This is a genomic window from Affinirhizobium capsici, from assembly GCF_977018625.1.
This window is the reverse complement of the sequence record NZ_CDRNXD010000006.1, coordinates 75,620-88,714: the sequence shown is the minus strand read 5'-3', so window position 1 is coordinate 88,714 and position 13,095 is coordinate 75,620. Positions and strand designations below refer to the sequence as shown.

Genomic DNA, 13,095 nt, shown 5'->3' with positions numbered 1-13,095 from the left:
GGATCAGGGCCGCGTTTGGCCGGTGCCATGCACCCGGTATTTGAACGAGGTTAGCTGCTCGACGCCAACCGGACCGCGCGCATGCATCTTTCCGGTTGAGATGCCAATCTCCCCGCCCATGCCAAATTCGCTGCCATCTGCAAATTGCGTCGAAGCGTTGTGCAAAAGAATTGCAGAGTCGATCTCGTTAAAGAACCGCTGAACAACCGTGGGATCTTCCGCAATCACCGCTTCGGTGTGGCTGGATGAATAGGTGCCGATATGCGCTATCGCGCCATCGATACCATCCACGAGCGCTACAGAAATGATTGCTTCGAGATATTCCGTACGCCAATCTTCCTCGGTGGCGGATTTCAATCCAGCCACAAGCGCTTGAACTTCTTCCGAAGCCCGAATTTCGCAGCCTGCTTTTTCAAGCGCCTCCAAAATGGGCTTGAGATGGGTAGAAGCTGCCTTTCGATCCACCAGCAGAGTTTCGGCTGCTCCGCAAATGCCAGTGCGGCGCATCTTGGCGTTCACCACCACCTTCACCGCCATGTCGAGATCAGCGGATGCATCCACATAAATGTGGCAGAGACCCTCAAGATGCGCGAAAACCGGTACTCTGGCTTCCGATTGAACACGCGCCACAAGGCTCTTTCCACCGCGTGGAACGATAACATCCACGGTTCCATTCAAGCCGGAAAGCAGGGCACCGACTGCCGCACGGTCTGCCACAGGCACGATCTGGATCGCTTGCTCGGGAAGCCCCGCAGCGGCAATGCCATTCAACAGGCAGCGATGGATAGCCTGCGATGAATGAAGCGAATCGGATCCGCCGCGCAGAATGACGGCATTGCCAGCCTTCAGGCACAGCGCACCGGCGTCTGCTGTTACATTAGGGCGGCTTTCATAGATCACGCCGATGACGCCAAGAGGTGTGCGCACACGCTCGATCTTGAGGCCGTTCGGGCGGACCCAATCTGCAATGATGCCACCAACAGGATCGGGCAGGGCGGCGATTGCGCGCAAGCCTTCCGCCATGTCCGCAACACGCTTCTCGTTCAAGGTCAGTCGATCAACGAAAGAGGGCTGAAGATCCTTGTCCGCTGCGTTTTCAAGATCAAGCTTGTTGGCGGCGAGAATAACTGCCGTCGAATCCACAATCGCGTCAGCAGCCAGCAGAAGAGCCTTGTTTTTCTGCTCGGTGGAGGCTGTGGCAAGCTTGCGTGCTGCGGCCTTGGCATCATCACCCATACGCTGCATCAGCTGGTTGATATCACCGGAATGAACCTTCTCAAGCATTGGCAAATCCTTCCTGCACCTGTTCGCTCTCCACACGCAACGAACCGGTAATCACCAGATCATCGCGATGCACCATGGCGGCACGGCCCGGATAACCCAGAATGGGCTCAATTTCAGACGATTTGCGACCGACAATCTGGCGTGCCTCGTCCGCATCGTAACTGGCAAGGCCGCGTGCAACTTCCCGGCCTGCAACACCGATGATGGCAACCGTATCGCCACGGCTGAACTGGCCGCGTATATCACGCACACCTGCGGGCAGCAGGCTTTTGCCAGAGGCTAGCGCCTTTTCCGCACCGGCATCCACCGTCAATTCCCCGGCAGGCTGCAATTGCCCAGCGATCCAGGTTTTGCGGGCGGTCACCGGCGTTCCAGAGGGCGCAAACCAGGAAGACCGTGCGCCCTGCTCAATGCTTTTCAGCGGATGTAGTGTCTTGCCGGAAGCGATAATCATGCCGCAACCAGCACCGGTGGCAATTTTTCCGGCATCGATCTTAGTGCGCATTCCACCACGGGAAAGCTCCGAAGCTGCACCACCGGCCATGGCCTCAATCTCAGCATTGATGACGGGAATGACGGGCAAGAACTCGGCATTCGGGTCCACATGCGGCGGGGCCGTATAGAGACCATCGATGTCCGAAAGGAGGATGAGAAGATCGGCACCGGTCATGGTCGCAACACGGGCAGCAAGACGATCATTATCGCCATAGCGAATTTCCGAGGTTGCAACCGTATCGTTCTCATTGATGATCGGCACTGCACCAAGCTTCAGCAGCTGATTGATGGTGGCCCGCGCATTGAGATAACGGCGGCGCTCCTCCGTATCGCCCAATGTGAGCAAGATCTGGCCTGCAACAATTTCATCGTGTGACAGGCTTTCTGACCAAGCGCGGGCAAGGGCAATCTGCCCCACCGCCGCCGCTGCCTGGCTTTCCTCCAGCTTCAAAGCACCGGAGGCAAGGCCAAGCACTGTGCGGCCCAGGGCAATAGCGCCGGAGGAAACCACCAGAACATCGATATTTTGCGACCGAAGTGCTGCGATATCGGCGCAAACCGAATCCAGCCAATCCTTTTTCAGCCCCGCCTTACGGTCCACCAGAAGCGCCGAACCGATCTTGATGACGATGCGGCGATGCTCGCTCAGCGATTTGCGTTGCAGAACCATCTCAAGCCTCGTCTTCCTCGTCATCTTCTGCAATTTGTATGCTGCGATCTGGCAAAGCGGTTTCACCCGCAGCTTCCACGATTACATCCCGCAGTGCGCGAAGCGCCTCGGTCATGCCCATATGGGCAGCAGCAGAGATGAGAAGAGGCGGCTTTCCGCAAGCCTTCTGCAATTCCTTGGCCTTTTTCTTAACCTCTGCCGATTCCAGCACGTCAATCTGCGAAAGTGCGACGATTTCCGGCTTGTCTTCCAAGCCGCCACCATAAGCTTCCAGCTCGTGCTTCACCGTCTTGTAAGCCTGGCCAACGTTTTCTTCCTGCGCAGATACCAGGTGCAGCAACACGCGCGTCCGCTCCACATGGCCGAGGAAGCGGTCACCGAGACCAACACCTTCATGCGCGCCATCAATGAGACCTGGAATATCCGCGAGAACGAATTCGCGCCCATCAATCGTCGCAACCCCGAGATTTGGGTGCAGCGTCGTAAATGGATAGTTGGCGATCTTTGGTCGCGCCCGCGTGACTGTAGCGAGGAACGTGGACTTTCCCGCATTCGGCAAGCCAACAAGACCCGCATCGGCAATCAGCTTGAGGCGAAGCCAGATCGTCTTTTCCTGTCCAGGCAAACCAGGATTAGCCCAGTCAGGGGCCTGATTGGTAGAGGACTTGAAATAGGCATTGCCGAAGCCGCCATTACCACCGGCAGCAAGACGGAAGCGCTGACCTTCCTTGGTCAGGTCGATAATCAGCGTTTCGTTATCTTCTTCGAAGATTTGCGTGCCGACGGGCACTTTCAGGGTAACGCTTCCGCCATTGGCACCCGTGCGGTTGCGGCCCATGCCGTGAATGCCGGTGCCAGCCTTGTAATGCTGCTGGAAGCGATAATCGATCAGCGTGTTCAGACCATTAACCGCCTCTACCCACACATCACCACCGCGGCCTCCATCGCCACCGTCCGGCCCGCCGAACTCAACGAATTTCTCACGTCGGAAGGAAACTGCACCCGCGCCGCCATCGCCGGAGCGGATAAAGACTTTTGCCTCGTCGAGAAACTTCATGATGTTCGTGCCGTCTTGTTCGATGGTGGAATTGGATACGGCGAGTTGCCGAGGTTTTGGATATAGCCGCTGAGGCTTCAGGTCAAAGCCTATCGCCGCAATGGGGTAGAATTGAAAGGGCGGCGAAAGCAAATTTCAGCCTCGCCGCCTCTCATTTTTGTCTTTTACGGTCGCTTGAAATCAGCGGCGACCAGACTTGTTTCCAGATGAAGCGCCATTGCGTTGCGGGCGGCGCTGTAGCGATCCGAGCAGCCCAGAATAGTGAAGCCCATCCGGTCCTGAATGCGCAGCGATCCCGCATTATCAGCAAACGCGCCGGAGAAAAGCTCAGCATCCGGCAGGCGCCGGAAGAACGTTTCCAATACGGCACCGACTGCTTCGGTCATCACGCCCTGACCCCAATTGAACCGGTTCAACCAGTAGCCGAGATGCCAGCGCCCATGGATAAGCTCGATGCTGACGCAACCAATATGGACGCCATCGCCTTCCGTGATAGCGAAGTGCCAATCGGAGGTTTTACGCACCATTTGAAGCCAATCCAGCGCATCGCTTCGGCTATAGGGTGCTGGAACGCGTGCGAGCATCCGGGTGACCTGCCAATCATTCAGCGATTGCGCCACGGCATCCGCATCCCCAAGCTGATGGGGACGCAGAACCAGACGACGGGTTTCGATGATCGGGGAAGTTCCAAGTTCAGGACGCTGAATCTCGGGTCTTTCGAGAACTGCAGCGCTCATCGCATTTCTCCCCAACTCTTCAGTGACATCCAGGTCTTGCGGTCCAGCCGGAACCATTCCACCGGCACCATGCCTCCCATGGCGAGTGAACCCACCATGCCAGACCCCTGAAACTGGAAGCCGCACTTCTGGATGACGCGACGAGAAGCAATGTTGGTGACCCGGCAACGCGCGTCGATATGGTCGATTTCCCGCGTACGAAAAGCCATGTCAATCAGCGCGTGAGCCGCTTCCGTAGCAAAGCCCTGATTCCAGAAAGGCTCGCCAAGCCAATAGCCAAGTTCAATCGTCTGCGGATCGCCGGGATGCGGTTCGAGACCGCAGCACCCTAGGAATGCACCGTTTTCAGCTTTTGTAATGGCATAGACGCACTTGCCAATCTCGCCGAGTTTTGCGCGTCGCACAAAGTCAGCAGCGTCTTTTGCCGTATACGGGTGAGGCATACGTGCCACCATAGTGGCAATGTTGGCGTTGTTAGCGAGATGGGAAAGGGCGTCAATGTCTTCTTCGTGAGGGGCGCGCAGAACAAGTCTCTGCGACAATAAGACAGGGCAATCGCTCCTTAACCGCTGCGGTCTCAACCGCTCTTCGGGTGACCTGCTCTGGCCACTCCGTATCAATTCCGCTTGCATGGTTCAGTCCTCCTTGTGGGAAAAGAAAAAGGGAAGGTGGGTGGCGTCCCATCTTCCCTTTTTTCTGGTCTGAACCTTTTGCGGGTATCAGCCGGGTCGATGAGACGCCGGCTGTTTTAACGCGCTACCGGCTATTATTCCGCTGCTTCCGCTTTCGGCATCACGGACACGTACACGCGGCCATTGGCCTTCGTGCGGAAGTTCACATTACCGGCGGTAAGTGCGAAAATCGTGTGATCCTTGCCGAGGCCGACGTTCGAGCCCGGATGCCACTGCGTACCGCGCTGACGCACGATGATGTTGCCAGCAAGCACAGCTTCGCCGCCGAACTTTTTGACGCCAAGGCGCTTGGATTCTGAATCGCGACCGTTACGCGATGAACCGCCAGCTTTTTTATGTGCCATTGGAGTTCTCCTTTAAACCTTCGAAAATCCTACCGAACGATCAAGCGCTGATCGCGGTGATGCGAACAACCGTGTGATGCTGGCGATGGCCGCGAATCCGCTTGGAGTTCTGACGGCGACGCTTCTTGAAGGACAGAACCTTCGCACCACGATTATGTTCGACCACTTCGGCCTTAACGACAGCGCCAGCCACGAAAGGCGCGCCAATCTTAGCATCAGCGCCTTCGCCGATAACCAGGACTTCGTTGAATTCGATAACTTCGCCAGCGGCGACGTCCAGCTTTTCGATGGTCAGCACATCGTCGGCTGCCACACGGTACTGCTTACCGCCGGTCTTGATGACTGCGAACATTTTTTATCCTTTCATGTTCGATCCAGCTCTACCTGCCAAAGGCAAGCGGCTGTCTTTTTATCAGTCCACGTTTGAGCAGGATTCGAAGAAAATTCTTTGAACCGGTCTGCCGGTGATTGAGGTTTGTGCCTCACTCGAGAAAAGGCCCATTGACGGTCCTTTACCCAGATGCATCGCGCATACGGGAGCACCTGTGAAGTGTCAAGAAAAATTATTGACAAACCCGCCTTTTTGCCGTTCAGCCAGCTCTTTGCTCCGCTCGGCAAGCAATGCTGCAACAGATTGCGCGGGACAGTCCGCACCGCCTCTGCCATAAGGCGCAAAACCTTCATGACCTCTCCAAGGCTCCCGACATCATGATTCGTATCGACAACATCTCCAAGCAAAACAGCCACCGCCTGCTTTACATCGAGGCATCTGCTGCGCTGAATCGCGGTGAGAAAATCGGGCTAGTGGGGCCGAACGGTGCAGGAAAAACCACGTTATTTCGCATGATTACCGGCGAAGAACAGCCGGATGAGGGGCAAGTTTCCGTCGATCGTGGCGTCACCATTGGCTATTTCAATCAGGACGTTGGTGAAATGTCCGGGCGTTCCGCAGTGGCGGAAGTCATGGCCGGTGCTGGCCCTGTGAGCGAAGTTGCCGCGGAGCTTCATGAACTGGAAGCGGCCATGTCTGATCCCGACCGGATGGACGAAATGGATGCCATTATCGAACGCTATGGCGAAGTGCAGGCGCGCTATGAGGAATTGGACGGTTACGGCCTGGATGGACGCGCCCGCGAAGTGCTTGCAGGCCTTTCCTTCAGCCAAGAGATGATGGATGGCGATGTTTCGAAGCTTTCCGGCGGCTGGAAAATGCGTGTGGCGCTAGCCCGCATTCTTCTGATGCGCCCGGATGTCATGCTTCTCGACGAGCCGAGCAACCACCTGGATCTTGAAAGCCTGATCTGGCTTGAAAACTTCCTCAAGACCTATGACGGCGCGCTTCTGATGACCTCGCACGACCGCGAGTTCATGAACCGCATCGTCAACAAGATCATTGAAATCGATGCTGGATCGCTGAACACCTATTCCGGCGATTACACCTTCTACGAACGCCAGCGCGAGCAGAACGAAAAGCAGCAGCAAGCGCAGTTTGAGCGGCAGCAGGCCATGCTGGCGAAAGAAATCAAGTTCATCGAGCGCTTCAAGGCCCGCGCTTCCCACGCGGCACAAGTCCAAAGCCGTGTGAAGAAACTCGACAAGATTGACCGCGTGGAGCCGCCCCGCCGCCGCCAGACGGTGACGTTCGAATTCCAGCCCGCCCCACGTTCCGGGGAAGATGTCGTCAACCTCAAGAACATCCAGAAGGCCTATGGCAGCCGCGTGATTTACGAAGGCCTGGATTTCATGATCCGCCGCCGCGAGCGCTGGTGCATCATGGGCGTCAACGGTGCGGGCAAATCAACCCTGTTGAAGCTCGTGACCGGCAGCACCCAACCAGATGCCGGAACGGTAACCATCGGCGCAAGCGTCAAGCTTGGCTACTTCGCCCAGCATGCCATGGATGTGCTGGATGGCGATAACACGGTTCTGGGTTGGCTTGAGGAACGTTTCCCCAAGGCTGGTCAGGCTCCGTTGCGTGCACTTTCAGGCTGCTTCGGTTTCTCCGGCGATGATGTGGAAAAGCGCTGCCGCGTGCTTTCCGGCGGCGAGAAGGCGCGTCTGGTTATGGCGGCCATGCTGTTTGATCCGCCAAATCTTCTGGTTCTGGACGAGCCGACCAACCATCTCGATATCGACACGAAGGAAATGCTCATTAAAGCACTGTCCTCCTTCGAAGGTACAATGCTGTTTGTCAGCCACGACCGCCATTTCCTCGGCGCTTTGTCGAACCGCGTTCTGGAAGTTTCGCCAGAAGGCGTTGAGCGTTATGAAGGTGGCTATCTGGAATATGTGGAGCGCACGGGCCGAGAGGCACCAGGTCTCCACGTTTCATAAACCATAGGTCAACATTCCTATTGACTGGAGGCGCGCAAGAGGAATAATTTCCTTTTATGCGCCCCAATTGTCTTTTCCTTTTGATAACATTCCTAATCAGCTCGCTTACACCTGCTCATGCAGACGCGTTAGTAGAAGGGCCCGTATCTGCACAGGTCATCCGTGTCATTGACGGAGATACGCTTCTCGTCTCCGCTCGTCCCTGGCCTCAACAGAGTATCGAGGTTTATGTCCGCTTGCGCGGCATCGATACGCCGGAGCTGAAGTCAAAATGTGAACGCGGGCAGGATGCCGCGGCAGAAGCAAAGCGGTTACTTGAAGAGTTGGCGGCAGCATCAGGCACTGTAAAGCTCACGCGGATTGATGCAGACAAATACTTCGGCCGTATCGTTGCGGATGTTTCGCTGTCAGATGGCCGCGATCCTGCAAAGCTCATGATCAGCGCGGGCCTGGCCACAGCCTATTCTGGTCATGGCCGCAAAAACGATCTGTGCCAGCTAGCAAGCGGCTCATAAAAAAGGGCCGGCAAGACCGGCCCTTTTCTGTTCCGTTGAAGATTGAAATCAGGCCGCTTCGGGTGCCTTGTTCTGCCTGTTCTCGATCAGATCATCGACAACGCCCGGATCGGCCAGCGTCGAGGTATCGCCCAACGCGCCGAAATCATCCTCAGCGATCTTGCGTAGAATCCGCCGCATGATCTTGCCCGAACGCGTTTTGGGCAGACCGGGCGCGAATTGGATCTTGTCCGGCGACGCGATAGGACCGATTTCCTGACGCACGTGCTTGATGAGTTCCTGGCGCAGTGCATCTGTTCCCTCGTTGCCCGACATCAGTGTGACGTAGCAATAAATACCCTGCCCTTTAACCCCGTGCGGGTAGCCCACCACAGCCGCTTCCGACACCAGATGATGCGAAACCAGAGCCGACTCCACTTCTGCAGTGCCTAGACGGTGGCCAGATACGTTCAGCACGTCATCGACGCGGCCCGTGATCCAGTAATAACCGTCGGCATCGCGGCGGCAGCCATCGCCTGTAAAATACTTGCCCTTGTAGGTAGAGAAGTAGGTCTGGATAAAACGTTCATGATCGCCATAGACCGTGCGCATCTGCCCCGGCCAGCTATCCGTGATACAAAGGTTGCCATCTGCCGCACCTTCCAGAACATTCCCCTCATTATCCACGAGCTGCGGCTTGATGCCGAAGAAGGGAACAGTAGCAGAGCCAGGCTTCAAATCCACGGCACCGGGCAGAGGCGTGATCATATGACCGCCAGTTTCAGTCTGCCACCAAGTATCGATGACCGGGCAGCGCTTGTCGCCTACCACGTTGTAATACCACTCCCAGGCTTCGGGATTGATGGGCTCGCCCACCGTGCCGAGCAGGCGCAGGCTCGAGCGCGACGAACGGGTGACGAATTCATCGCCAGCCCCCATGAGAGAGCGGATCGCGGTCGGCGCAGTGTAAAATATGTTGACCTTGTGCTTATCAATAACTTCCCAGAAGCGACCCTGATCCGGGAAGTTCGGAACACCTTCGAACATCAGCGTGGTCGCACAATTGGCAAGCGGCCCGTAGACGATGTAGGAATGGCCCGTAACCCAGCCCACGTCGGCGGTACACCAGTAAATGTCTCCATCATGGTAGTCGAAGACATATTCATGGGTCATGGCTGCATAGACGAGATAGCCGCCCGTGGTATGCAACACGCCTTTCGGCTTGCCCGTTGAACCGGAGGTATAAAGAATGAACAGCGGATCTTCCGCCTTCATCTTCACCGGCTCGCAATGGCCCTTCACGCTGGCGATTTCCTGATGGTACCAGAGATCACGCCCCGGTGCCCAGGCCGTCTTGCCGCCGGTACGGCGCACGACGAGAACCTTGTTGACTGTTACGTATTGGCGGGCGGCAATGTGAATGGCCTTGTCGGTATTTTCCTTCAGTGGAACTGGCTTGCCACCACGCACACCTTCATCGCAGGTAATGACGAAGGTAGACTCGCAATCGACGATGCGTCCAGCAAGCGCTTCCGGCGAAAAGCCGCCGAAAACCACCGAATGAACGGCACCGATGCGCGCACAAGCCAGCATGGCATAGGCTGCTTCCGGGATCATCGGCATGTAGATGGTGACGCGGTCACCCTTCTTCACGCCGTGCTTCTTCATCACGTTCGCCAAACGGCAAACCTGATCGTAGAGCTGGTTATAGGTGATGCGCTTGTCGATGTATGGGTTGTCGCCTTCCCAGATGATGGCGGTTCGTTCGCCATGTGTCTTCAGATGGCGATCAATACAGTTGTAGGAGACGTTGGTAAGGCCATCCTCAAACCACTTGATCGAGACCTTGCCCTTGAACGAGGTATTCTTCACCTTGGTGTAAGGCTTGTACCAATCGATACGCTTGCCGTGCTTGCCCCAGAACTTGTCCGGGTTCTCAACGCTTTCCTCGTACCATTTCAGGTACTTTTCCTTATCGATGAGCGCCCGCGCTTTAACGGTTTTCTGCACCGGATAGACTTTTTCAGACATTCATTCCTCCTCATGCTCCCGCCGCCGCCAAACATCGGCGCTGGCCTTTCCCGTATTGCATTCTTATCAATTGGTGCGATGGCGGCAATTAGACAAAGGGTCAGCACGGAGTGACAATTGCAATTTCTTCGTGATCGGGTTATAGACCCCGATAATTCCCGGAAATTGTGGTTAACAGCCCACGGACCGCGACACCGGCGCGGACGATAGAAGGATTATATCCATGGCTCAACAATTGCTCATGCCGAAGGCGACTGCAGTCTGGCTCGTCGATAACACGGCGCTTTCCTTCGATCAGATCGCGCAGTTCTGCAAACTGCATCCGCTTGAAGTCAAAGCGATTGCCGACGGCGAAGCGGCCCAGGGCATTAAGGGCCTTGACCCTATTGCAACCGGCCAGCTGTCCCGCGACGAAATCCAGCGCGCGGAACGTGACATCAACTACAAGCTCAAGCTTTCCGAGCCAAAGGTTCGCGTGCCTGAGTCAAAGCGTCGCGGCCCACGTTATACGCCGGTTTCCAAGCGTCAGGATCGTCCAAACGCCATTCTTTGGCTGGTGCGCAACCATCCAGAATTGAAAGATACGCAAATTTCGCGTCTCGTCGGCACCACGAAGTCGACGATTGAGCAGATTCGGGAACGTACGCACTGGAATGCCGCGAACCTCACGCCCATGGACCCGGTAACGCTCGGCCTTTGCAGCCAGATTGATCTGGATATCGAGGTCGAACGCGCATCCAAGAACCGTCCGCTGCCAACGGCTGCAGAACTGGGTGCAACACTTCAGTCTGCGTCCGAGACAGAAAACATGGCTTACGGCTACGAGCGCGAAGAGGAAAAGGAACTGGATGCGGACGCTGTTTTCGCCAAGCTCTCTTCCTTGAAGTCCGCTCCAAAGGACGAAGAAGAAGACGATCGCTACTGATCTTCCTTTTAAGCAGACTTTCAAAAGCCGGCTCCTTGGCCGGCTTTTTTATTGGCTATCTGTTTTAACCTGCCAAGGCCGCTTTCGGCTCGCAATAGCCATTTTTCTGAAGAATTTCAGTGATCTCATCAAGGATGACGGGGTCATCAATAGTGGCTGGCATTTTCCATGGCAGGCCATCGGCAATCTTTTGCATCGTCCCCCGCAGGATTTTTCCGGAACGTGTTTTCGGCAGGCGTTTTACCACCATGACCGTGCGGAAGGCAGCAACGGGCCCGATTTCACTGCGGATCAGGTCTACGATTTCCTTCCCAATAAGAGATTCATCACGCTCAACCCGGTTTTTGAGCACGATGAAGCCACAGGGAATTTGGCCTTTGAGGGCATCGGCAACACCGATCACGGCACATTCCGCCACGTCCGGATGCATAGCACACACTTCCTCCATGGCTCCGGTCGAGAGGCGGTGTCCGGCGCAATTGATGATGTCATCTGTCCGCGCCATGACAAATACATACCCATCCTCGTCCACCAGTCCTGCATCTGCCGTTTTGTAATAGCCGGGGAATTCTTCCAGGCAGGCGCTGCGGAAGCGGTCATCTGCATTCCAGAAGCTGACAAGACAACCGGGTGGCAAGGGTAGTTTCAGCACGATGTTGCCAAGCGTGTTGGGCGGCAGCAAATGGCCTTCGTCATCCACGACCTGAAGATCATAGCCCGGCATTGGCAGGGTAGGGGAGCCATATTTGACTGGCATGAGACCTAGGCCAACAGGATTGCCAGCCACCGGCCAGCCAGTTTCCGTTTGCCACCAGTGATCGATCACTGGCACCTTCAACATGCGTTCTGCCCACTTGATGGTTTCCGTATCCGCTCGTTCGCCTGCAAGATACAGGGCGCGAAGACCGGATGTGTCATGACGGGCGATATGCTCACCTTCTCCATCGTCCCGACGGATAGCACGAAACGCAGTGGGTGCCGTGAACATGACCTTCACGTCATGGTCTTGAACGATTCGCCAATAAGTCCCGGCATCCGGCGTGCCAACCGGCTTTCCCTCAAAAATGACGCTGGCATTGCCTGCCAATAGAGGGCCATAGACGATGTAGGAATGGCCAACGACCCAACCAATATCGGAGGCTGCCCAGAAGGTTTCTCCAGGTTTCACGCCAAAGAAATTTTCCATGCTCCAGCGCAGAGCAACCATGTGCCCGCCATTGTCGCGCACCACACCCTTTGGCTGGCCGGTTGTCCCAGACGTATAGAGAATGTAGAGCGGATCGGTGGCGAGGACCGGAACGCAAGGCACCTGTGTCCCCTTCACCTTTTCGGCTTCTACGGCCTGGGCAAAATCGATATCGCCATGCTCATAGCGGAGCGGAGCATGGAGCTGATCCCGTTGCAGGATCAAACACGATTCCGGTTTGAACTTTGCCATGTCGATAGCCTGATCGAGGAGCGGCTTGTAGGGAACAGTTCGCCCTGGCTCGAGACCACAGCTGGCACTAATCACCACCTTTGCCTGCGAATCATCCAGCCTCGTCGCGAGTTCATGCGCCGCGAACCCGCCGAAGACCACAGAGTGAATGGCACCAAGGCGTGCACAAGCCAACATGGAGAAAGTCGCTTCCGCCACCATCGGCATGTAAATGACGACGCGATCTCCCTTAGCGACACCCAGATTTTGTAGCACTGCCGCAATGGCCTGAACTTCGGTAAGTACCTCATCGTAGGTATAGGCGCGCTTTTGGCCGCTCATCACGCTGTCATAGATCAGCGCCTTTTGTGAGCCACGTCCAGCGGCGATTTGCCGGTCCAGACAATTGAAACAGGTGTTGGTTTCGCCGCCCGCAAACCAACGGCCATACACGCCCTGAGCCGGATCGAAAATTACATCCGGCTGCTTGTACCAATGAAGTTTCTGCGCCTCATTGGCCCAGAAGCCTTCCGGATCGGCCTTCCAGCCCTCGTAAACCGCTAGATAGCGACTGTCTGCGTGCATCTGATCCTCCCATCGTCTGCCGCATCTCGT

General features: G+C 56.2%; 12 protein-coding genes. 3 read left to right on the top strand and 9 right to left on the bottom strand.

Annotation, left to right across the window (positions count from 1 at the left end):
• Positions 1-3: 3 nt before the first annotated feature.
• The 7 genes from AC0JZ1_RS17875 to rplU form a co-directional block, all read right to left on the bottom strand.
• Positions 4-1,284 (bottom strand): glutamate-5-semialdehyde dehydrogenase, encoded by a 1,281-nt coding sequence (locus tag AC0JZ1_RS17875; RefSeq protein ID WP_471883795.1) that lies wholly within the window; start codon positions 1,282-1,284, stop codon positions 4-6.
• Complete coding sequence (proB, locus tag AC0JZ1_RS17870) at positions 1,277-2,449, bottom strand: glutamate 5-kinase (protein WP_471883794.1); 1,173 nt, start codon at positions 2,447-2,449, stop codon at positions 1,277-1,279. The genes AC0JZ1_RS17875 and proB overlap by 8 nt, the downstream gene beginning before the upstream one ends.
• A 1-nt stretch (position 2,450) precedes the next feature.
• On the bottom strand, positions 2,451-3,506 hold the full coding sequence (obgE, locus tag AC0JZ1_RS17865) for a GTPase ObgE (RefSeq protein ID WP_471883793.1): 1,056 nt from the start codon (positions 3,504-3,506) through the stop codon (positions 2,451-2,453).
• A 164-nt stretch (positions 3,507-3,670) separates the two neighbouring features.
• Positions 3,671-4,243, bottom strand: a complete 573-nt coding sequence (locus tag AC0JZ1_RS17860; protein ID WP_471883792.1) for a GNAT family N-acetyltransferase — start codon at positions 4,241-4,243, stop codon at positions 3,671-3,673.
• Complete coding sequence (locus AC0JZ1_RS17855; RefSeq protein ID WP_471883791.1) at positions 4,240-4,875, bottom strand: GNAT family N-acetyltransferase; 636 nt, start codon at positions 4,873-4,875, stop codon at positions 4,240-4,242. Before AC0JZ1_RS17855 ends, AC0JZ1_RS17860 begins: the two co-directional genes overlap by 4 nt.
• Positions 4,876-5,009: 134 nt before the next feature.
• Positions 5,010-5,279, bottom strand: coding sequence for a 50S ribosomal protein L27 (gene rpmA / locus AC0JZ1_RS17850; RefSeq protein ID WP_471883790.1), 270 nt, complete (start codon positions 5,277-5,279; stop codon positions 5,010-5,012).
• Positions 5,280-5,319: 40 nt separating this feature from the next.
• The gene (gene rplU, locus AC0JZ1_RS17845; RefSeq protein WP_471883789.1) at positions 5,320-5,631 is read right to left on the bottom strand and encodes a 50S ribosomal protein L21; all 312 of its coding nucleotides are present in this window, start codon (positions 5,629-5,631) and stop codon (positions 5,320-5,322) included.
• A gap of 356 nt (positions 5,632-5,987) precedes the next feature.
• Between rplU and AC0JZ1_RS17840 the strand changes: the two genes are divergently transcribed.
• The gene (locus AC0JZ1_RS17840; RefSeq protein ID WP_471883858.1) at positions 5,988-7,613 is read left to right on the top strand and encodes an ABC-F family ATP-binding cassette domain-containing protein; all 1,626 of its coding nucleotides are present in this window, start codon (positions 5,988-5,990) and stop codon (positions 7,611-7,613) included.
• A gap of 236 nt (positions 7,614-7,849) precedes the next feature.
• A complete protein-coding gene (locus tag AC0JZ1_RS17835) occupies positions 7,850-8,128 on the top strand; it encodes a thermonuclease family protein (protein ID WP_471883788.1) in 279 nt (92 codons plus the stop codon).
• Positions 8,129-8,176: 48 nt separating this feature from the next.
• Here the strand turns inward: AC0JZ1_RS17835 and acs are convergent, their stop codons facing one another.
• Entirely contained in the window at positions 8,177-10,138 is a 1,962-nt protein-coding gene (gene acs / locus AC0JZ1_RS17830) for an acetate--CoA ligase (protein WP_471883787.1), read from the bottom strand.
• A gap of 223 nt (positions 10,139-10,361) precedes the next feature.
• On the opposite strand from acs, the gene AC0JZ1_RS17825 reads away from it, so the two are divergent.
• Positions 10,362-11,063 carry a DUF1013 domain-containing protein gene (locus tag AC0JZ1_RS17825; protein ID WP_471883786.1) on the top strand — a complete coding sequence of 234 codons (702 nt, stop codon included), beginning with the start codon at positions 10,362-10,364 and terminating at the stop codon, positions 11,061-11,063.
• A 64-nt stretch (positions 11,064-11,127) separates the two neighbouring features.
• Here AC0JZ1_RS17825 and AC0JZ1_RS17820 read toward each other — a convergent pair whose 3' ends face one another.
• Positions 11,128-13,065, bottom strand: a complete 1,938-nt coding sequence (locus AC0JZ1_RS17820) for an AMP-binding protein (RefSeq protein ID WP_471883785.1) — start codon at positions 13,063-13,065, stop codon at positions 11,128-11,130.
• Between the last annotated feature and the right edge of the window lie 30 nt (positions 13,066-13,095).

Excerpts from the sequence above, each read along its gene's own strand:
- AC0JZ1_RS17875 (WP_471883795.1), bottom strand. The coding sequence starts at position 1,284 with ATGCTTGAGAAGGTTCATTCCGGTGATATCAACCAGCTGATGCAGCGT.
- proB (WP_471883794.1), bottom strand. The coding sequence starts at position 2,449 with ATGGTTCTGCAACGCAAATCGCTGAGCGAGCATCGCCGCATCGTCATC.
- obgE (WP_471883793.1), bottom strand. The coding sequence starts at position 3,506 with ATGAAGTTTCTCGACGAGGCAAAAGTCTTTATCCGCTCCGGCGATGGC.
- AC0JZ1_RS17860 (WP_471883792.1), bottom strand. The coding sequence starts at position 4,243 with ATGAGCGCTGCAGTTCTCGAAAGACCCGAGATTCAGCGTCCTGAACTT.
- AC0JZ1_RS17855 (WP_471883791.1), bottom strand. The coding sequence starts at position 4,875 with ATGCAAGCGGAATTGATACGGAGTGGCCAGAGCAGGTCACCCGAAGAG.
- rpmA (WP_471883790.1), bottom strand. The coding sequence starts at position 5,279 with ATGGCACATAAAAAAGCTGGCGGTTCATCGCGTAACGGTCGCGATTCA.
- rplU (WP_471883789.1), bottom strand. The coding sequence starts at position 5,631 with ATGTTCGCAGTCATCAAGACCGGCGGTAAGCAGTACCGTGTGGCAGCC.
- AC0JZ1_RS17840 (WP_471883858.1), top strand. The coding sequence starts at position 5,988 with ATGATTCGTATCGACAACATCTCCAAGCAAAACAGCCACCGCCTGCTT.
- acs (WP_471883787.1), bottom strand. The coding sequence starts at position 10,138 with ATGTCTGAAAAAGTCTATCCGGTGCAGAAAACCGTTAAAGCGCGGGCG.
- AC0JZ1_RS17825 (WP_471883786.1), top strand. The coding sequence starts at position 10,362 with ATGGCTCAACAATTGCTCATGCCGAAGGCGACTGCAGTCTGGCTCGTC.
- AC0JZ1_RS17820 (WP_471883785.1), bottom strand. The coding sequence starts at position 13,065 with ATGCACGCAGACAGTCGCTATCTAGCGGTTTACGAGGGCTGGAAGGCC.